Consider the following 19,790-nt stretch of genomic DNA (forward strand, 5'->3'; position numbering starts at 1 on the left):
CAGCATCCCGCCAAGATGCGACCCAGGCAATCGGGGCTTGGCGTCGGGGCGGGCCGAGCCTAGAGAACCCTTATGATCTTGGTGATCGATAACTACGACAGCTTCACCTACAACCTCGTTCATTATCTGAACGAGCTGGGGGCTGAGACGCTCGTCTACCGCAACGACGCGCTGAGCGTCGAAGAGGCGCTGGGCCTGAAGCCGCAAGGCGTCCTGCTCTCGCCGGGCCCCTGCACCCCCAACGAGGCGGGCATCTGCCTGGACCTGCTGGCCGCAGCGCCCGAGGACCTGCCGATCCTCGGCGTCTGCCTCGGCCACCAGTCGATCGGCCAGGCCTATGGCGGCCAGGTGGTGCGCGCCAAGGCGATCATGCACGGCAAGACCAGCCAGATCGAACACACCGGCAAGGGTATCTTCGCGGGCCTGCCCAATCCGGTGACCGCGACCCGATATCACAGCCTGTCTGTCGAGCGGTCGACCATGCCGGACGTGCTGGAGGTGACCGCCTGGACCGACGACGGCGAGGTCATGGGCTTCCAGCACAAGTCCAAGCCGGTGCACGGCGTGCAGTTCCACCCCGAATCCATCGCCACCGAAGGCGGCCACGCCATGCTGGCCAACTTCCTCAAGCTCGCGGGCGTTGCGCCCCTGGTCGACGCCTAAGACATGTCCGACGCCTTCAAGCCGCTCCTGGGCCGCCTCGCGGATGGCGGGACCCTGACCGAGGATGACGCCGGCGAGTTCTTCGCCGCCTGCCTGCGCGGTGAACCGACCCCGGCCCAGGTCGCCGCCGCCGTCACCGCCATGCGCATGCGCGGCGAGACGACCGGCGAGATCACCGCCTGCGCCCGCGCCATGCGCAAGGCCGCCGTCACCCTGGACCATCCGTTCCAGGTGATGGACGTCTGCGGCACCGGCGGCGATGGCCTGCATACCCTGAACGTCTCCACCGCCGTGGCCTTCGTCTGCGCCGGCGGCGGACTGAAGATCGCCAAGCACGGCAACCGCGCCGTCTCCTCGCGCTCGGGCGCCGCCGACGTGCTGACTGAGCTGGGCGTCAACCTGGCCGCCACCGCCGAACAGCAGTTGCGCGCGCTGGACGAGGCCAATGTCGCGTTCTTCTTCGCTCCGGCCCACCACAGCGCCATGCGCCATGTCGCACCGATCCGCACCGACCTGGGCTTCCGCACCATCTTCAACCTGCTCGGCCCGCTGACCAATCCGGCCAATGCCCAGCGCCAGGTGATGGGCGTGTTCGCCGACCGCTGGGTCGAGCCGCTGGCCCGCGTCCTCGGCGCGCTCGGCGCTGAACGGGCCTGGGTCGTGCACGGCGGCGGTCTCGACGAGATGACCACCACGGGCGAGACCAGCGTCGCCGAGTACCGCGACGGCCAGGTGCGCCTGTTCACGATCACTCCGGAAGCCGTCGGCTTGCCGCGCTCGGCGCTCGCCGACCTGACCGGCGGCTCGCCGGCTCAGAATGCGGTCGCCCTGCGTGAGCTGTTGGACGGCGCGACCGGCGCCTACCGCAACATCGTGCTGCTCAACGCCGCCGCTGCGTTCCTGGTCGGCGAGCACGTCGAAACCCTGCGCGAAGGCGTCGAACTGGCCGGCCAGATCATCGACGACGGCCGCGCCAAGGCCGCGCTCGACAAGCTGGTCGAGGTGACCGCGGCATGAGCGACATCCTCGACAAGATCGCCGCCTACAAGCGCGAGGAAGTCGCCGAGCGGAAAGCGCAGCGGACCCTGGCCGACCTCGAAGCCGCCGGCCAGGCCGCCTCGGCGCCGCGCGGCTTCCGCGCCGCCCTCGAGCGCGCCCATGCCCCCGGCAAGCTGGCCCTGATCGCCGAGATCAAGAAGGCCTCGCCGTCCAAGGGGCTGATCCGCGAGGACTTCGATCCGCCCGTGCTCGCCAAGGCTTACGAGTCCGGCGGCGCGGCCTGCCTGTCGGTGCTGACCGACGGACCGAGCTTCCAGGGCGCGGACGCCTTCCTGACCGCTGCACGCGACGCTGTCGCCCTGCCCGCCCTGCGCAAGGAATTCCTGGTGGATCCCTGGCAAGTCGTCGAGGCCCGCTCCCTGGGCGCCGACGCGATCCTGGTGATCATGGCCATGGTCGACGACGCGCTGGCGGCCGACCTCATGTCGGAAGCCGCCCGCCTGGGCATGGACGCCCTGGTGGAGGTCCATGACGAGGACGAGATGGTCCGCGCCGGCAAGCTGGGCGCGACCCTGGTCGGCGTCAACAACCGCAATCTGCGCACCTTCGAGACCGACCTGCGGATTACTGAGCGCTTGGCCGACGCCACGCCCGACAACGCCCTGCTGGTCACCGAGAGCGGCATCTTCACCCCGCTGGACGTGACGCGTCTGGAGCGCTGCGGCGCCCGCGCCATGCTGGTCGGCGAGAGCCTGATGCGGCAAGCCGACGTCACCGCCGCGACCCGAGCCCTGCTCCGCTGAGTCGGCTCACGGCTGCCTCAGGCGACCGAAAAAGCCTAGCTTTTCAAAGGCTCCGCGGTAACTTGACATTAACCTAGAACACCTAGAGAACATTCGTGACGTTAGCGCTTTGTTCTCAAGGGCTCGACAGCCATGCTCACCCGTAAGCAACACGAACTTCTCATGTTCATTCATGAGCGGATCAAGGAAACCGGGGTCTCGCCGTCCTTCGACGAGATGAAGGAGGCGCTGGATCTGGCCTCGAAATCGGGCATTCACCGGCTGATCACGGCGCTCGAGGAGCGCGGCTTCCTGCGCCGCCTGCCGCACCGAGCCCGCGCGCTCGAAGTCGTCAAGCTTCCGCAGCAGGCGACCACCGCCGCCCCGCCCAAGGGCCGCTCGCCGTTTAAGCCGCAGTTGGTCGAAGGCGCCGGGGACTCGCCGGTGATGCCGATCGCCAACGACACGCGTGAACTGCCGATCCTTGGCCGCATCGCCGCCGGCACGCCGATTGAGGCGATCCAGCAGGAACGCGACCGGATCCCGGTGCCGGAGACCATCCTGGGCGCCGGCGAGCACTTTGTGCTCGAGATCGCCGGCGACTCGATGATCAACGCCGGCATCCTCGACGGCGACTATGTGGTGATCCGCAAAACCGACACCGCCAACTCCGGCGACATCGTCGTCGCCCTCGTCATGGGCGAGGAAGCCACGCTGAAGCGCCTACGCAAGAAAGGCGCGTCGATCGCCCTGGAGGCTTCGAACCCAGCCTACGAGACCCGTATCTTCGGGCCCGACCAGGTGCAGGTGCAGGGCCGTCTGGTCGGCCTGATCCGCCGCTACCACTGACCCGGCGTCATCGGCTCCAGGGCCGCTGACCGCGCAGATCCTGCGCCCAGACCACCTGCCAGCCCTCGGCGGTCCGATAGAGTTCGGCTGAGCCGCCGCGCTGGAAGTCAGCCTCGGTGAGAGTGAGCGCCTTCGGACATGGCGCCGCCTGGCCGCGGATCACCACGACCTCGGCCCACTGGCAGAACAGCGGCTGCTTCTTCTCGATCGTCGAGGCTCGCCGCGTGAAGATCGCGGCGATACGCGCGTCCCTGCTCGACTGCAGCGGCGCGCAGGACCAGCGATCGCAGTCATATCCCCCGTCGCGGGCGTCCGCGTCCGCCACGATCAGGCCGCGCCGGCGCGACCAGAGCTCGGCCGCGAACAACTTGGCGTCCGGGCGCAGCAGGACCGCCTCGCCCCCTCGCCTTACCGCAGCCGATGAGCCGTCGGCGGATATCCAGGCGTCCGGAGCGGGCGGCCGCGGGCAGAGCCACACCGCCAGCGCCAGCGGCAGGCCGAGCCAGCGCAGCGGCCCTTTCCATAGACATAGCCACAGCACCCCGACGAAGGCCGCCGGCAGGGTCCAGGCCGGCGCACTGGCGAAGATGCGCTGGCTGCCCGGCATCCCGGCCACCCACGCGGCGATCATGTTCATCGTGTCGATCGCCAGGCCCGCGGCCGCCAGCGGGACGCCCCCAAGTCCCAGCGGCGCCAGCACGGCGCCGATCGCCAGCGCCGGCATCATCAGGAACGAGGTGATCGGCGCGGTCAGCAGGTTGGCGATCAAGCCAAAGGTCGAGACGCGGTTGAAGTGCTGCATGGCGAACGGTCCGGTCGCCAATCCCGCCACGAAGCTTGCCCCGATGCTGGCGGCGGTCCAGACCCCCAACGCCTGCACGATCCGGATCGGCCAGGGCGTGTTGATCTCGGCAGGCGGCCGCGGCCAGGCCTCGGCCAGGGCCACCAGCGCGGCCGTCGCGGCGAATGACATCTGGAAGCCCGGCGCGGCCACCGCTTCAGGCTGAAGCGCCAGGATCACCAAGGCCGCGATCGCCAGGGTGTGCAGGCTGATCGCCCGCCGGTCGACGAGAATCGCCAGGAACGCCGCCCCCGCCGTGATCGCCGCCCGCTCCGCCGGGGCTGGCGCACCTGAAATCACCAGGTACAGGCTCACCGCGAACAGGCCGGCCGCGGCGGCGACCTTCTTGGACGAGACCCGCACCGCCGCCCACGGCCAGGCGGCGATCCCGAGGCGCACCGCCGCGAAAGTGAAGCCTCCGACGATGGCCATGTGCAGGCCGGAGATCGAGATGATGTGCGCCAGGCCCGACGCCCGCAGATCCTCGACCTGATCCTTTGGCACGAAGGCCTCGTGGCCGCTGATCATCGCCGCGGCAAGGCCGCCGCTCTGGACGCCCATTTCTTCGACGATGCGCTTGGCCAGCGCCCAGCGTATCGCATTGATCTTCATCTCGAGGCCGAGCCGCCACGGCGGCGGCGCCGCGCGGATCGCTTCGACCGGTGTCAGTGCAAATCCGACTCCGCCGACGCCGTCGAAGAATGCGTCGCGGGCGAAGTCGTAGGATCCCGGGCTGGCCGGCGGCGGCGGCGCATTGACCATGCCCTTCAGCGAGATCGCAGATCCGGGCGTCGGCAGGAGGTCGTCGTCCCGCAGCGTCATACGGATCCGGATAGGCGTTTCCTCCGGCGCCAGGGCGCTGATCCGGATCGGGGCGATGAGCAGCCGCGGACCGCCTTGCCCCGGGCTCGCCACGTCTACGACGAACCCCTCGATCGCGCGGACCCCGCCCCCGGCCGGCGCGATCGGCGCGCGCACCGCCTGGGTTCGAAGCTTGGCCGCGGCGAATCCGCCCAGCGCGAAGGCCGTCAGCACGAGCAGCACGACCGCCGGCCGGCCGAGGCTGAGGCGCGAAACCGCCGCCAGCGTCAGCACCGCCGCGACCAGCAGCACATAGGCCACGAGCGCCAGCGGTTCACCCGGCAGCGTCAGATAGACCGCAGCCCCCGCTCCGAACGCGACAGGCGTCCAAAGACTGATCGGTTGCACGGAGGCTTGATCGACAAACCATGCTGCGATGCGGCGGAGGCTAGGACGTGGCGGAAAGGGCGTGTTAAGAGGCGCCGCGCGCACGTCAGGCGCGCCTGCTGCAGACATAGTTTCAATCTCGATGTCCGAACGTCCCGTCGTCACCCGGATCGCCCCCTCCCCCACCGGCTCCATGCACATTGGCACGGCCCGGACGGCGCTTTTCAACTGGCTTTATGCAAAGCACACCGGCGGCCAGTTCCTGCTGCGCATCGAGGACACCGACCGCGAGCGCTCAACCGAAGCGGCGGTGAAGGTCATTTTCGACGGCCTCGACTGGCTGGGCCTGAAGCCCGACGCCGAGCCGGTGTTCCAGTTTGCGCGCGCCGACCGCCATCGCGAGGTCGTGGCCGACATGCTGGCCCGCGGCGGCGCCTACCGCTGCTACATGACGCCCGAGGAACTCGAGATCGAGCGCGAGACCGCGCGCGCCGAGGGCCGCGTGATCCGCTCGCCGTGGCGCGACCGCACCGACGCCGGCAATTATGACGAGGGTCAGCCCTACGTCGTGCGCCTGAAGAGCCCGCTCGAAGGCGAGACGGTGATCGCCGACGAGGTGAAGGGCCAGGTCACGTTCCAGAACAAGACCCTGGACGATCTGATCCTGCTGCGCTCGGACGGCAGCCCGACCTACAACCTCGCCGTCGTGGTCGACGACCATGACATGGGCATCACCCATGTGATCCGCGGCGATGACCACCTGAACAACGCCGCCCGCCAGACCCTGATCTATCAGGCGATGGGGTGGGAGGTTCCGGTATGGGCGCACCTGCCGCTGATCCACGGCCCGGACGGGACCAAGCTGTCCAAGCGCCACGGCGCGCAGGCGGTCAGCGAATTCGACGACATGGGCTACCTGCCCGAAGCCATGCGCAACTATCTGGCCAAGCTCGGCTGGGGCCACGGCGACGATGAGATTTTCTCCGACGAGCAGGCGATCAGCTGGTTCGACGTCAAAGACGTGGTCGGCGCTCCCGCCCGCCTGGACTGGGACAAGCTGAACCACCTCAACAACCACTATATCCGCCAGGCCGAGCCGGCCCGGCTGGCCAAGCTGGTCGGCGGCATCCACAAGAGCCGAGACTTCCCGCTGCACGACGGCGACGAGGCGATCATCGAGCGCACCGTCCCCTTGGTGCGCGACGGCGCCAAGACGATGCTTGAGCTGGCGGACGCCACGGTCTTCGCGCTGAAGCGCCGGCCCCTGGAGCTGCCGGAGAAGGCTAAGGGCCTGCTGACCGACGAGACCCGCGCACGGCTTGGCCGCCTGCGTGAGCGCCTCGACGGCCAAGACGATTGGGCGGTCCCGGCGCTCGAAGCGGCGCTTCGCGGCTTCGCCGAATCCGAAGGCGTGGGCATGGGCAAGTTCGGTCCGGCCTTACGCGGCGTCCTCTCTGGAGGGTCTCCTGCCCCTGATCTGGCCGGAGCCCTTGTGAGCCTTGGGAAACCGGAAAGTTTGGGGCGCCTCGACGACGCGCTTTCACAGTCCGCATAACGCGCTATAAGGCGCGCTGAAACGGGCGTTTAACTCCTGCAAGACGGAAGGAATGGCATGGGCGATACGGCTAAGGTGAGTTTCGACGGCAAGTCGGTCGAGCTGCCGATCCTCAAGGGTACGGACGGTCCCGCCGTCGTGGATATCCGAAAACTCTACGCCGAGGCCGACGTCTTCACTTACGACCCGGGCTTCACGTCGACGGCGAGCTGCGAAAGCAAGATCACCTTCATCGACGGCGACAAGGGCGTCCTGCTGCATCGCGGTTACCCGATCGATCAGCTGGCCGAGAAGTCGAGCTTCCTCGAAGTCTGCTACCTCCTGCTGAACGGCGACCTGCCGAACGCCAAGGAGTTCGAGACCTTCGAGCACAACATCACCTATCACACCATGCTGCACGAGCAGTTCGATAGGTTCTTCATGGGCTTCCGCCGCGACGCCCACCCGATGGCCATCATGGTCGGCGCCGTCGGCGCGCTGTCGGCCTTCTATCACGACAGCACCAACATCGATGATCCGGAACAGCGGATGATCTCGTCGCATCGGCTCATCGCCAAGATGCCGACGATCGCCGCGCGCGCCTTCAAGTACTTCAAGGGCCAGCCGTTCGTGCATCCGCGCAACGACCTGTCCTACTCGGAGAACTTCCTGCGCATGTGCTTCTCGGTCCCGGCCGAGGACTGGAAGCCGAACCCGGTGCTGACCCGCGCCATGGACCGCATCTTCATCCTGCATGCGGACCACGAACAGAACGCGTCGACCTCGACCGTCCGTCTGGCCGGTTCGTCGGGCGCCAACCCGTTCGCCTGCATCGCGGCCGGCATCGCCTGCCTCTGGGGCCCGAGCCACGGCGGCGCGAACGAAGAAGCGCTGAACATGCTGGCCGAGATCGGCTCGGTGGAGAACATCCCCGAGTACGTCCAAGGCGTGAAGGATCGTCGCTATCGCCTGATGGGCTTCGGTCACCGGGTCTACAAGAATTACGACCCGCGCGCGAAGGTCATGCAGCAGACCTGCCACGAAGTGCTGGCGGAAGTCGGTCACTCCGACGACCCGCTGCTGAAAGTGGCGATCGAGCTCGAGAAGATCGCGCTCAACGACCCCTACTTCGTTGAACGCAAGCTTTACCCGAACGTCGACTTCTACTCGGGCATCACCCTGCGCGCCCTGGGCTTCCCGCCGGAGATGTTCACCGTGCTGTTCGCTCTGGCCCGCACCGTGGGCTGGATCAGCCAGTGGAAGGAAATGATCGAGGATCCGTCGCAGAAGATCGGCCGTCCGCGCCAGATCTACACGGGCGCTGGTCCGCGCGACTACGTCTCGGTCGACAAGCGCTAAGCTCGATCGACATCCAAGACATCAGCCCCGTCCGGTTCGCCGGGCGGGGTTTTTGTTTGGCGCCTAATCGTCGGGCCGGTCAACCCGACCTGGTCGGAGCTGCACGTCTGCGCCACGGCCCCGGAGATCCAGCAATTCGTGCTGGACGCCGCGCCGCTACGCTCGCGACCGGAGCACTTCCAGAACGGCGTCGGCCGCCACGTCTGAGGGATCGGCCCCGCCGCGCCCCATCTTCTGCAGGGCCGCGGTCTGGGCCGCGACCTGACGACCGCGCAGCGCCGGATCGTCGAGGCGCATTGCGACCTCGCGCGCGAGAGCCGGCCCGTTGCAGTCGTCCTGCACCAGTTCCGGCGCGACGAAGTCCTTCGCGGCGATGTTGAACAGGGTGATGTAGGGCGTGCGGATCAGCCGCTTGAGGATCGCGTGGGTCATCGCGCCCAGGCGATAGCCGACCACGATCGGCACGCCGGCCAGCGCCAGCTCGGTCGTGACGGTGCCCGAGCAGGCCAGCGCCACAGTCGCGGCCTTCATCGCGTCAAGCTTTGCGCTCTCCCCCTCGACCACATGAGCCCAGCCTGACGCCTGCTCCTTGACGGCTTGCGCCACCGTGGGCGCGGCCGGGATGATCACCTGCAGGTCGGGCCTCACGGCCTTGAGGATCGCCACGGCGTCTGCGAACGGCGGCAGGACGCGGCTGATCTCGCCCGGCCGGCTGCCCGGCAGAACCAGCAGCACCGGGGCGTCGGCGGCGATGCCGAGCTGCGCCCGCAGCCGCCCGCCGTCGGCCTGCGCAAAGTCGAGCGTCAGCGCCGAGTTGCCGACGAAGGTCACCGGCAGCCCCTCGGCCTCGAAGTACGGCGCGTCGAACACATGGATCGACAGCAGATGATCGACGGTCGCCGCCAGGGTCTTGGCCCGTCCCGGGCGCGTCGCCCAGACCTGCGGCGCGACGTACTTGATGAGCGGCAGTTGCGGGTCGAGCTTGCGTAGCTGCTGGGCGACCCGCAACGTGAAGCCCCAGGAGTCGATCAGCACCACCACGTCGGGCTTCTCGCGCTTGGCCAGGGCGACGGTGTCCGCGACCCGCGCCACCACCTTGCGATAGGCCAGCAGGCCTTCCAGCAGCCCCAGGATCGACAGCTGCGCGATGTCGAAGGGGCTCTGCACGCCCTCGGCCGCCATTCGCTCGCCGCCGACGCCTACGAAGCGGACGCCGTCGCCGAGACGCGCGCGCAGCGCCCGCGCAAGGCCCGCGCCGCGGTCGTCGCCCGACGCCTCGGCCGCGACCAGCATGACGCAAAGCGGCTTCGTCACGGCGCGCTCGGCGGCTCGACGCCGACCACGAAGAGACCGAGCTCGTCGGCCAGGGCGATCACCGCCTCGCGGTCCAGCACCAGCAGCCGCCCGACCTCGCCCGCCACCCCGGCCAGCCCGGCCTGCGCCGCCCGCTGGATCGTGCCCAGCCCGATGGTCGGCAGATCGATGCGGGTCTCCTGGATCGGCTTGGGCGCCTTGGCCAACACGCCGCGCGGCGCATCGGCGCTGCCGCGGATGTTGCGCGGCAGTTCGGCGACCCGGCGCAGCATCGCGTCGGTGCCTTCCTGCGCCTCCACGGCCAGGACCAAGCCCTCGCAGACGACCGCGCCCTGCCCCACGTCCAACTGGCCGATCGCGCGCGCCACGCGCAGCGCATGTTGGACGTCGGCCATCTGCTCGTCGGTCGGGGCGACCGCGCCCAACGGGCCGGCGGCCAGCGTCAGGTCGCCCATCACCTCGTGCGCGCCCTCGACGACGAAGCCTTCCTTCTCAAACTCGCCGAGCAACTGGCGCAGCAGCGCGTCGTCGCCCTGGCGCGCCGCGGCGATCACGCCGGGCAGAGCCATGAGGCCGCGTAGATCGGGCGTCAGGGACTTGAAATCGGGCCGATCGACCGTCCCGACCAGGGTCACGGCCCTGCAGCCGGCCCGCTTCAACGCCTTGAAGCACTTGCCGAGTTCGGCGATGCCGATGTCCTCGCCGGGAAAACGGGCGATCTCCTCGCCCGCAAAGCCCTTGAGCCGAACGATGAAGAACGGGCGGCCGGCGCGTTCGCAGTGCTGCGCGATCTCGACCGGCAGGTTCCCGCCGCCCGCAATCAGCCCGAGCTTCTGCACGCCCTAGACCTCCCGCTCCGGCAGGCAGAGCGGCCGGTTGGCGTCGGCGCGGATGAAGTCGATGATCTCCATGACTTCCGGCGATCCCGAGTAGGTCTCGACCGTGTCGTCGAGCCGCTCCTGGAAGGTGCCCTCGTCAGCGAACAGCATGCGGTAGGCCGCGCGCATGGTGTTGATCGTCTCGCGGCTGAAGCCGCGGCGCTTCAGGCCCAGCAGGTTCAGGCCCTCGAGGTGGGCGTGGTTGCCCCAGACCGAGCCGTAGGGGATGACATCCTTCACGACCGCCGCAAGGCCGCCGACCATGGCGTGCCGCCCCACGCGGGTGCGCTGGTGCACCGCCGCCAGGCCGCCGACGATGACGAAGTCGGCGATGTCGCAGTGCCCGCCGAGGGTCGCTTGCTTGGTCAGGATCACCTGGTCGCCGACGATGCAGTCGTGCCCGACGTGGCTCTCGATCATGTAGAAGCCGTCTGAGCCGACCTTGGTCAGCCCGCCGCCGCCGACGGTGCCGGTGTTCATCGTCGCGTGCTCGCGAATGACGTTGCGGTCGCCGATGACCAGCTGGGTCGGCTCGCCCTTGTAGGCGGTGTGCTGCGGCGGCCCGCCGAGCATGGCGAACGGATAGACCGCGTTGTCCTCGCCCAGCGACGTCACGCCGTCGATGACGACATGCGAGAAGAGTTTCGTCCGCGCGCCGATCTTTACATCGGGACCCACGGTGCAGAACGGGCCGATCACGACCCCTTCGGCCAGCTCGGCCTTGGGGTGCACGACGGAGCTGGGATGGACGTCGATGCTCATGGGGTCTCCACCAGCATGGCCGCGAACTCCGCCTCGGCAGCGGTCTTGTCGCCGACCATGGCCTTGCCTTCGAACTTGAAGAGCCCCCCACGCGCGCGCAGCACCTTCACATGCATGCGCAGGACGTCGCCAGGCCGCACGGGCTGGCGGAATCGGCAGTTGTCGACCGACGTGAACAGAATGGTCTTGCCGGCGCGATCGACGTTCAGCGTCTTAGACATCAACACCGCGCCGGTCTGAGCCATAGCTTCGACGATCAGCACCCCGGGCATCACCGCATAGTCCGGGAAGTGCCCCTGGAAAAACGGCTCGTTGATGGTCACGCACTTGATTCCGACGATCGACTCGTTCGGCCGATACTCTTCGGCGCGATCGACGAGCAGGAACGGATAGCGATGCGGTATCCGTTCCAGGATCTCCGCGATGTCGATCGAGACATCGGCTGTCGCCGCGTCGTTGCTCATTTGTCAGTCCCCTTGCGGTTAGCGGAGCGCGACAGCCACGCCACCTCCCGCATCCAGCGTCGAATGGGTTGTCCGGGCACGCCGCCCCAGGTTTCGCCGGCCGGAATGTCGCGAAATACGCCGGCCGCGGCGGCTACCTGGGCGCCGTCTCCGATATTCACGTGGTCGGCCACCCCGGCGCGGCCGCCGAACGCCGCTCCATCGCCGATCACGACGCTGCCCGAAATCCCGGTGTGCGCAGCCATGACGCAATTTCGTCCCACACGCACGTTGTGGGCGATCTGCACTAGGTTGTCGATCTTGGTGTTTTCACCGATCACCGTGTCGTCGAACGCGCCCCGGTCGATGCAGGCGTTCGCACCGATGGTCACCCCATCCTGCAGGATGACGCGGCCCAATTGCGGAATGTCGACGACGCCCGTGGCGCCTCCGGCCGCCCCGAAACCGGGCTCGCCGACACGCGCGCCGGCCAAGATACGGACCCGATCGCCGAGCAGCGCGAAACCCAGGGTGACATTGGCGCCGATCACGCAATCGCGCCCGATGGCGACGCCCGGGCCGATGACGGTGTTGGCGCCGATCTCGGTCCGCGCCCCGATGCGGGCTCCCGAGCCGACGACGACGCCGGGGGCCAGGTGCACGTCCTCCTCGATCACCGCGTCGACCGCAACGAGATCAGGCCCCGCATATCGGCGGGCGCGGTGCAGCCGCGTCGCGGCGGCTGCATAGGCCGCCTGCGGCGTCGGCGTGACCAGCGCTACGCAGCCTTGCGGCGCCAGATCCTTGTCGCGCGGCGTGACGAAAACTGCCGCAGCCTTCGCCGCGGCGAGGTCGGCCGCATACTTCTTGTCGGTCAGGAAGGTGACGGTGTCCGGCCGCGCGCTGGCCAGCACGGCGACGCCGTGGACCTGAACTTGGCCCTGGGCGGCGTCGGAAAGTTCGGCGCCCGTCAGGCTGGCCAGTTCGGCGAGCGTGACGGGACCGAGATCTTCAAAGAATCGGGGGTCGGGCATGGAAATCCTCAGCTCGACCCGCCTTTATCGCGAGTCGGCCCTACTTGCGGGTCGCAGGCGCCGCAGCCGGAGTCGCAGGCGCCGCAGCAGCCTGGTCGAGCCGTTCGCGGTCGAAGGTGAACTGCGTGATCTTCGCGTTCAGCGCGGTGACCACCGGCTGGCTGATGTCCATCGACGGGTTCGACAGCACGACGCTTTCGCGATTGATCAGCAGGCTGCACTTGTTCTGCTGGTACACTTGGCTGACGATCGGGGTCAGCTCCTGGTACACGCGGCCGAGGGCCTTCTGCTGCGTCGCCTGCAGTTCGCGGCCGCGCTGCTGCTCCTTGCGCTGATAGGCGTTGGCCTTGACCTGCAGGGCCGCCGCGCGAGTCTCGAACGTGTTCTGGTCGAGGGTGGCGCGCTGACCTTCCAGGGTCTTGGCTTCGTTCTGGATCGCGGTCTGCTCGGCCTTCAGCTCGGCTTCGACCTGGGTCGCGATCTGCTGCAGACGGGTCTGGACGTACTTGCCGACGGTCGAGGTCGCGATCGCCCCTTCCACCGAGACGGTGCAGACGCCGGGCAGAGCCGGGCCGTGGGTCACCGCGGGCGCCGCCGGGGCGGCCGCTTGCGCGAAGGCCGCGCTGGAAGCGGAAGCAGTGATGGCGGCGACACAGGTCGCCGCGACAAGGGCTTTGATCGTCATGTGGAGAATCTAGAACCTGGTTGAGGTGGAGAACCGGAACGTTTCGGTCTTGTCGTAGTCTTCTTTGGCCAAAACTTGGCTGAAGTCGAATCGGATGGGGCCCATCGGCGATCGCCAGAACACCGACAGACCGGCCGTCGCACGCAGCGACAGGTCGTCATAGATTAGCGGGTCGACGGTGCCGTCGGCTCTCAGCTTATCCTTGTCGTCCAGCAGGCCGAGCGTACCGACGTCGGTGAACAGCGCGGCCTTGATGCCGTACTGCTCGGGCAAGCCGGTCGGAATGGTCAGCTCGGCCGAACCGATGGCGTAGGCGCGGCCGCCGAGCGCATCGGAGCGCCCGAAGTTCGTGTCGCGCGGACCGATGCCGGCGGTTTCGAAGCCGCGGAAGCTGTTGCCGCCCTTGTAGAAGCGGCTGTTGACCCGGACCGTGTCTCCGTTCCAGCCGGCGATATAGCCGCCCTGCCCGGTCAGGCTCAGGATGAAGTCCTTGTTGAAGCCGTGGTACCAGCCGCCGGTCACTTCGGTGCTGATGTAGTTCACGTCGCCGCCGATGCCGGCGAGATCCTGGCTGACGTCGAATCGGAAGCCGCGCGTCGGATTGATCGGGTCGTTTCGGCGATCGTAGAGATAGGTGTAGCCGATCAGCGAGGTCAGGTACTTGCCGCGCTGCGCGCAGAGCGACAGCGACACCAGCGGCGCGGTCGGATCGCAGTAGGCGTCGTCGATCTGGACGTCTTCCTGACGAAGCGTATAGCGCGTCGACATCCGCGAGTTCAGCGTCAGCGGGAACGCCATCCGGATGTTGCCGCCGACGGTCACGGTCTTGTAGGCCGAGTATTCGGTCAGGTCGTAGCGGTACGAGTAAAGGTCGACGCCGGCGCCCAGGTCGCGGCCCAGGAACCGCGGCTCGGTGAAGCCGAAGTCGATCTGCTGACGCAGCGAGCCGACGGACACCCGCGCGCGCAGGCTCTGGCCGCGGCCACGGAAGTTCCGCTCGGTGACGCCGAGGTCGAGGATGAGCTGGTCGACCGACGAATAGCCGGCGCTGAACGAGAGTTCGCCCGTGGGCTGCTCTTCCACCTTCACCGCCAGACGCGTGCGGTCGGGCGCGCTGCCCGGCGCCTCGTCGATCGTAACGTCCTTGAAGAAGCCGAGGGCGCGGATGTTGTTGCGCGAACGGTCGACCAGGGCGCGGTTGTACGCGTCGCCTTCGACCAGGTTCATCTCGCGGCGGATCACGTAGTCCAGCGTGCGGGTGTTACCGGTGACGTCGATGCGCTCGACGTACACGCGCGGACCTTCACGGACCTGGAACACCACGTCGACGAGCCCCGTCTCGCGGTTCGGCGTATAGCGCGGACGCACGTCCACGGCCGCGAAGCCGGCGGCGCCCGCCGCGAAGGTCAGCGAGTCGGTCGCCGCCTCGATCTTTTCGTCCTGGTAGATCTCGCCCGAGCGGATCGGCACCAGCTGCTGCAGCACGTTCTTGTCGAGCTTCTGAAGCTCAGTTTCGACCGTGACCTTGCCGAACCGGTACTCCTTGCCCTCGTCGAGGGTGTAGGTGACGACGAAACCGTTCTTGTCGGGCGCCAGCTCGGCGATCGCCGAGACGACACGGAAGTCATAGAAGCCGCGGTTGCGATAGTGCTTGCGCAACTGCTCCTTGTCGTACTCCAGGCGGTCCGGGTCGTAGTTGGCGTTGTTCGAGAAGAACTTGTACCAGCTCGACTGCTCGGTCACGACAACGTCGCGCAGGTCGTTGTCCGAGAACTCGCTGTTACCCAGGAAGTTGACCCGCAGCACCCCGCTCTTGGGGCCCTCGTTGATCTCGAAGATCAAATCGACGCGCTTCTGCGGCAGTTCGACGATCTTCGGCGTCACGGTCGCCGAGATCCGGCCCGAACGGCGATAGAGCTCGACGATGCGCTGGACGTCCTGCTGCACCTTGGCGCGGGTGAATATGCCGCGCGGCCGCACGGTCACTTCGTCGCGCAGCTTGTCTTCCTTGAGGCCCGAGTTCCCCTCGAAGACCACCTTGTTGATGATCGGGTTCTCGACGACGGTCACGATCATGTCCGAGCCTTGCAGCTCGATCTTCACGTCGGCGAACAGGTCGGTGCGGAACAGGGTCTTCAGCGCCAGGTCGGCCTTGGCGGGGTCCAGGACCTCGCCCGGCTGGATCGGCAGGTAGGAGAGCACCGTCGACTGCTCGATCCGCTCGTTGCCGCGCACGATGATGCGCTGAACGACGCCGGACTGCTGACCGGCCTCCTGCGGCGCAGGCTGCGGCTGGGGCTGCGCCTGAGGCGGAGTCGCCTGTTCCTGGGCCAGCACGGCGCTGGGGATGACGATCGCCGTCGAGCCCATCAGCAAGGCAAGGCCGGAGGCGAGCGCGGCGCGGCTAGCGCGGGGTCTTTGCATCGTATCAGCCGTCAATGGAAAAGCGCGGGTTTCAGGAGAAAACGCCGCCGAGAATTTTGAACACACGCAGTTGCTGCAGATCGTTCCAGGTGGCGAACAACATCAATCCCAACAGCAGCGCAAGCCCCACCCGGTAGCCCGCCGCCTGGATCCGCGCCGCCAGCGGACGCCGCGCTACCGCCTCGTAGGCGTAAAACAGCAGATGTCCCCCATCCAGCACAGGGATCGGCAGCAAATTCATGAAGCCGATGCTGACCGAGACGAACGCAGCCAGCTGGAGCAGATTGACGCTGCTGCCGAGGATCATCCCCCCGACATCCGGCGCGCCTTCGGCTCCAGCCTGCGCAACCTTGCCGGAGATTCGGGCGATTCCGAGGGGGCCGCTGAGCTGATCGGGCGAAACCTGGCCGGTGATCATGCGCCCCAAATAGTAGACCGTGGTCTCCAGAGTGCGCCACGTACGCTGCACGCCGCCCGCCACCGCCTCGACAGGGTTGTAGCGGACGTGCTCGAAGTCGTCGCGCGTCTGGGCCGGAATCAGGCCCAGCATGCCCTGCCTGCGAGTGCCGGCGACGGAGTCGGTCCGCTCCACCCAGCGCGGCGTCGCCTCGAGAGTGATATCCGCGCCGGAGCGTTGGACCACGAATGCGGTCGGGACGTTGGCGCGGACCTGGACGATTTCGGCGACTTCGTCGAAGCCGCGGATCCGGCGGCCGTCCGCCTCGACGATCAGGTCGCCGGCGCGGAAACCAGCCTGCTCGGCCGGGCTGCCCGGCTGCACCGAGGCGATCTTGGCCGGCAGCACGTACTGGCCGAACGTCAGCAGCAGCGAGGCGAACAGCGCCACAGCCAGCACGAAATTGGCGATCGGGCCTGCTGCGACAACGATCGCGCGCTGCCAGAGCGGCTTGAAATGGAAATACCGGGCGACCGCCTCGTGTCCTTCGCGCCGCTCGATCGTGCGGCGCATGGTGTCGAGGTCTTCGGAGTCGGGGACGCTGGAGGCGTTTTCGTCGCCCGTGAACCGGACATACCCGCCCAGCGGAATCCAGCCCACGCGCCATTCCACGCCGGACTTGTCGGTCCACGATGCGATCGCCTTGCCGAAGCCGATTGAAAAGCGGTCTATGGCCACGCCAAACATCTTGGCGGCCAGGAAGTGGCCGAGCTCGTGGATCGTGACCACCAGCCCCAACACCAGAACGAAGGGAACGACGAAGGTCAGGGCGGTGAGGATGAAATCGAGCATCTGCTGTACTCCTCCGCGCGCCTAGCGCCTCAGGCCGCCGACGACCTCGCCGGCGACGCGACGCGCCAGCGTATCGGTCGCCTGAGCGTTCTCGAGCGTGTCGCCGTCCGCCGCCCCCGCGACAAGGCCCTGAGATTCGACGCGTTCGAGGGTCTCGGACACCGTTGCGGCAATATCGAGAAAGCCAATCTTGCGGTCAAGGAAGGCGGCCACGGCGACCTCGTTGGCGGCGTTCATCACCGCGGGCGCGGCCCCACCGGCCGCCAGAGCTTCTTTGGCGATCTTCAAGGCGGGAAAACGGCGCAGGTCCGGTTCTTCGAAGGTCAATTGCCCGATAGCCGCCAGATCCAGCCGCGGCGCAGGCCACGGGAGCCGATCCGGCCAGGCGAAAGCGCAGGCGATCGGCGTGCGCATGTCTGGCGCGCCCAGCTGGGCCAGCGTCGATCCGTCGCTGTACTCGACCAGCGAGTGGATGATCTGCTGATGGTGGATCAGCACCTCGACCCGTTCGTTGGTCATGCCGAACAGGTAGGCGGCCTCGATGATCTCCAGCCCCTTGTTCATCATGGTCGCGGAATCGACCGAAATCTTCGCGCCCATGCTGAAGTTCGGATGGGCGACGGCCTGCTCGGGCGTGGCGTGCGCCATCTGCTCGGCCGACCAGGTCCGGAACGGCCCTCCGGACGACGTCAGGATCAGTCGATCGACCCGCTGGGCGTTCATCGGGTCGAGCACCTGAAAGATCGCCGAGTGTTCGGAATCCACCGGGATGACGACCCCGCCGGCGAGCTTGGCCGCACGCAGCAGCGAAGGCCCCGCACAGACCAGGCTTTCCTTGTTGGCAAGCCCGATGACGGCCCCAGCCTGCGCCGCCGCCAGGGTCGGCGCCAGGCCCGCAAAGCCTACGATCGACGACATTACCCATTGGGCGTCGGCGGCCGCGGCCTCCACGACGGCGTTGTGTCCGGCCGCGGTCTTGATCCCCGAGCCGTCGAGCCGGTGACGCAGTTCCGCGAGCTTCGTCTCGTCTTCGACGACAGCGAGCGTCGGGCGCCAGCGCAGCGCCTGCTCAGCCAGCCGCTCGACGTTGCGCCCGGCGGTCAGAGCGGTCACCTCGACTTCGGCGCCGGCCTTCTCCAGGAGGTCGAGAGTGGATACGCCGACCGAGCCCGTGGAACCCAGAACGCTGACGCGGCGAGGCAAAGTCAATGCGCCCATCCCCAGTAGTTGATCAGTCGCGCGGCCGCCAGCACGACCACGGCGAACATCAGGCCGTCCACTCGATCCAATAAACCGCCGTGCCCTGGGATGAGGTCCCCGGAATCCTTCACGCCGAAGCGCCGCTTGAGCATCGATTCCCACAGGTCCCCAGCCATGGTGGCCAGGCCGCCGAGCAGGCCGATCAGTGCGCCGGCCGGCACGCTCAGCACGATGGCGCTGAACGCTGCCATCGCCGCGCCCGCGCCCGCCGCCGCGATCAGGCCGCCGACGAAGCCGGACCACGTCTTGTTCGGCGAGAACTTCGGCCACAGCTTGGGGCCTTTCAGGGCGCTGCCCACCGCGAAGGCGGCGATGTCGGCGGCCCAGGCCACCGCGAACAGCAGGATCGTCCACTGCCGGCCCTCCGGCATCCCGCGCAGCCACACCAGGCAGACGACCGGGATGGCCAGGTAGACCACCCCGAACGCCGCGTTCATGGGCCGCTCCGCCACGCCCCGGGCCACCAGGGCCGCCGCGACGGCGCCAAGTCCTGCTGCGGTCCAGGCGAGCGGCATGTGTTTCTGATGGGCGAGGAACGCCGCGGCCAGGATCGCCACGGTCAGCGCGGTGGAGACGCGGATCGGGGCCGTCGGGGCCGTCATCGCGCCCCATTCGATGGCCAACAGCGCGACGGCGACCGCCACGAGCACCAGGAACAGCCAGCGCAGTCCCGGCATGTCGGAAAACCACACGGCGCCCAGCACCGCGGGCACCAGAACGGTGGCCGAGGCGACCCGTACGCCCAGATTGGCCCAATCGAAACGCCTAGCCTGCGGCAAGGACGTCATCGGCCACGGCGCCGCCGTAGCGCCGCTCGCGCTTGTGGAATTCTTCGATCGCGGCCCGCAGATAGTCGGCGCCGTAGTCGGGCCAGAGCACGTCCTGGAAGACGAACTCCGAATACGCTGTCTCCCAGAGGAGGAAATTCGAGAGCCGCTGCTCGCCGCTGGTGCGGATCACCAGGTCCGGGTCCGGAATCCCGGCCGTCGACAGCCTGCTCTGAAGGAGGTCCTCGGTGATGTCCCCCGGCTGCAGACGCCCCGCCGCCGCCTCGGCGGCGAGCGCCCGGGCCGCGTCGGCGATATCGGCGCGGCCGCCGTAGTTGAAGGCCACCTGCAGGAAGAACTTGTCGTTGTGGGCGGTCTGGCGTTCGGCCCGCTCGACGATCTCAGCGACGTCGGGCGGCAAACCTGTCCGGCGCCCAAGGATCCGCACCTTCACGCCTTCGCGCGTCAGTTTGTCGAGATCCGAGTTCACGTAGAGCTTCAGCAGCCGCATGACCTCGGCCACCTCGCCCGCGGGGCGCCGCCAGTTCTCGGTCGAGAACGCATAGAGCGTCAGCCAGCGCACGCCCTGGGCGGGCGCGGCCTCGACCACCCGCCGGATCGCATCCACGCCCTTCGGATGGCCGACCTGGCGCGGCAGGCCGCGGCGCTTCGCCCAGCGGCCGTTGCCGTCCATGACGATCGCCACGTGCAGAGGCGCGTGCGGCGCGGGCTGCTGTTGATCGATCGTAGCCATGGGTT

18 protein-coding genes are annotated in these 19,790 nt (G+C 68.0%); 6 read left to right on the top strand and 12 right to left on the bottom strand.

What is annotated here, in order from left to right:
• Positions 1–72: 72 nt before the first annotated feature.
• From GGQ61_RS04475 to lexA, 4 genes are all read left to right on the top strand, one after another.
• Positions 73–663 (top strand): anthranilate synthase component II, encoded by a 591-nt coding sequence (locus GGQ61_RS04475; RefSeq protein ID WP_183770056.1) that lies wholly within the window; start codon positions 73–75, stop codon positions 661–663.
• Positions 664–666: 3 nt separating this feature from the next.
• Positions 667–1,680, top strand: a complete 1,014-nt coding sequence (gene trpD, locus GGQ61_RS04480) for an anthranilate phosphoribosyltransferase (RefSeq protein ID WP_183770057.1) — start codon at positions 667–669, stop codon at positions 1,678–1,680.
• Positions 1,677–2,465, top strand: coding sequence for an indole-3-glycerol phosphate synthase TrpC (gene trpC, locus GGQ61_RS04485; protein ID WP_183770058.1), 789 nt, complete (start codon positions 1,677–1,679; stop codon positions 2,463–2,465). Before trpD ends, trpC begins: the two co-directional genes overlap by 4 nt.
• Before the next feature lie 132 nt (positions 2,466–2,597).
• The gene (gene lexA / locus GGQ61_RS04490) at positions 2,598–3,293 is read left to right on the top strand and encodes a transcriptional repressor LexA (RefSeq protein WP_183770060.1); all 696 of its coding nucleotides are present in this window, start codon (positions 2,598–2,600) and stop codon (positions 3,291–3,293) included.
• A gap of 7 nt (positions 3,294–3,300) precedes the next feature.
• Here the strand turns inward: lexA and GGQ61_RS04495 are convergent, their stop codons facing one another.
• Entirely contained in the window at positions 3,301–5,343 is a 2,043-nt protein-coding gene (locus GGQ61_RS04495) for a ComEC/Rec2 family competence protein (RefSeq protein ID WP_343056025.1), read from the bottom strand.
• A 121-nt stretch (positions 5,344–5,464) separates the two neighbouring features.
• Between GGQ61_RS04495 and gltX the strand changes: the two genes are divergently transcribed.
• Positions 5,465–6,877, top strand: coding sequence for a glutamate--tRNA ligase (gltX, locus tag GGQ61_RS04500; protein ID WP_183770064.1), 1,413 nt, complete (start codon positions 5,465–5,467; stop codon positions 6,875–6,877).
• Between the two features lie 57 nt (positions 6,878–6,934).
• Positions 6,935–8,215 (top strand): citrate synthase, encoded by a 1,281-nt coding sequence (gene gltA, locus GGQ61_RS04505; RefSeq protein ID WP_183770066.1) that lies wholly within the window; start codon positions 6,935–6,937, stop codon positions 8,213–8,215.
• Positions 8,216–8,371: 156 nt separating this feature from the next.
• On the opposite strand, the gene lpxB is transcribed toward gltA, so the two are convergent.
• Genes lpxB through uppS form a run of 11 tightly spaced genes read right to left on the bottom strand, consistent with a single transcriptional unit; the run spans position 8,372 to position 19,785 of the window.
• Entirely contained in the window at positions 8,372–9,529 is a 1,158-nt protein-coding gene (lpxB, locus tag GGQ61_RS04510) for a lipid-A-disaccharide synthase (protein WP_183770068.1), read from the bottom strand.
• On the bottom strand, positions 9,526–10,368 hold the full coding sequence (gene lpxI / locus GGQ61_RS04515) for a UDP-2,3-diacylglucosamine diphosphatase (protein ID WP_183770070.1): 843 nt from the start codon (positions 10,366–10,368) through the stop codon (positions 9,526–9,528). The genes lpxB and lpxI overlap by 4 nt, the downstream gene beginning before the upstream one ends.
• 3 nt (positions 10,369–10,371) lie before the next feature.
• The gene (gene lpxA, locus GGQ61_RS04520; RefSeq protein WP_183770602.1) at positions 10,372–11,163 is read right to left on the bottom strand and encodes an acyl-ACP--UDP-N-acetylglucosamine O-acyltransferase; all 792 of its coding nucleotides are present in this window, start codon (positions 11,161–11,163) and stop codon (positions 10,372–10,374) included.
• A gap of 2 nt (positions 11,164–11,165) precedes the next feature.
• Positions 11,166–11,633: a 3-hydroxyacyl-ACP dehydratase FabZ gene (gene fabZ, locus GGQ61_RS04525; RefSeq protein WP_183770072.1), complete on the bottom strand. Its 468-nt coding sequence runs from the start codon at positions 11,631–11,633 to the stop codon at positions 11,166–11,168.
• Entirely contained in the window at positions 11,630–12,646 is a 1,017-nt protein-coding gene (gene lpxD, locus GGQ61_RS04530; protein ID WP_183770073.1) for a UDP-3-O-(3-hydroxymyristoyl)glucosamine N-acyltransferase, read from the bottom strand. The genes fabZ and lpxD overlap by 4 nt, the downstream gene beginning before the upstream one ends.
• 40 nt (positions 12,647–12,686) lie before the next feature.
• Positions 12,687–13,331, bottom strand: coding sequence for an OmpH/Skp family outer membrane protein (locus tag GGQ61_RS04535; protein ID WP_183770074.1), 645 nt, complete (start codon positions 13,329–13,331; stop codon positions 12,687–12,689).
• A 9-nt stretch (positions 13,332–13,340) separates the two neighbouring features.
• Positions 13,341–15,755, bottom strand: coding sequence for an outer membrane protein assembly factor BamA (bamA, locus tag GGQ61_RS04540; protein ID WP_183770075.1), 2,415 nt, complete (start codon positions 15,753–15,755; stop codon positions 13,341–13,343).
• A 31-nt stretch (positions 15,756–15,786) separates the two neighbouring features.
• A complete protein-coding gene (gene rseP / locus GGQ61_RS04545; RefSeq protein ID WP_183770076.1) occupies positions 15,787–17,004 on the bottom strand; it encodes an RIP metalloprotease RseP in 1,218 nt (405 codons plus the stop codon).
• 21 nt (positions 17,005–17,025) lie between these two features.
• Positions 17,026–18,222 carry a 1-deoxy-D-xylulose-5-phosphate reductoisomerase gene (locus tag GGQ61_RS04550; RefSeq protein WP_183770077.1) on the bottom strand — a complete coding sequence of 399 codons (1,197 nt, stop codon included), beginning with the start codon at positions 18,220–18,222 and terminating at the stop codon, positions 17,026–17,028.
• Complete coding sequence (locus GGQ61_RS04555; RefSeq protein WP_183770078.1) at positions 18,210–19,052, bottom strand: phosphatidate cytidylyltransferase; 843 nt, start codon at positions 19,050–19,052, stop codon at positions 18,210–18,212. Before GGQ61_RS04555 ends, GGQ61_RS04550 begins: the two co-directional genes overlap by 13 nt.
• Positions 19,030–19,785 carry an undecaprenyl pyrophosphate synthase gene (uppS, locus tag GGQ61_RS04560; RefSeq protein WP_183770080.1) on the bottom strand — a complete coding sequence of 252 codons (756 nt, stop codon included), beginning with the start codon at positions 19,783–19,785 and terminating at the stop codon, positions 19,030–19,032. Before uppS ends, GGQ61_RS04555 begins: the two co-directional genes overlap by 23 nt.
• Between the last annotated feature and the right edge of the window lie 5 nt (positions 19,786–19,790).

This window comes from Phenylobacterium haematophilum, assembly GCF_014196295.1.
In the GTDB taxonomy this organism is placed as follows: Bacteria; Pseudomonadota; Alphaproteobacteria; order Caulobacterales; family Caulobacteraceae; genus Phenylobacterium; species Phenylobacterium haematophilum.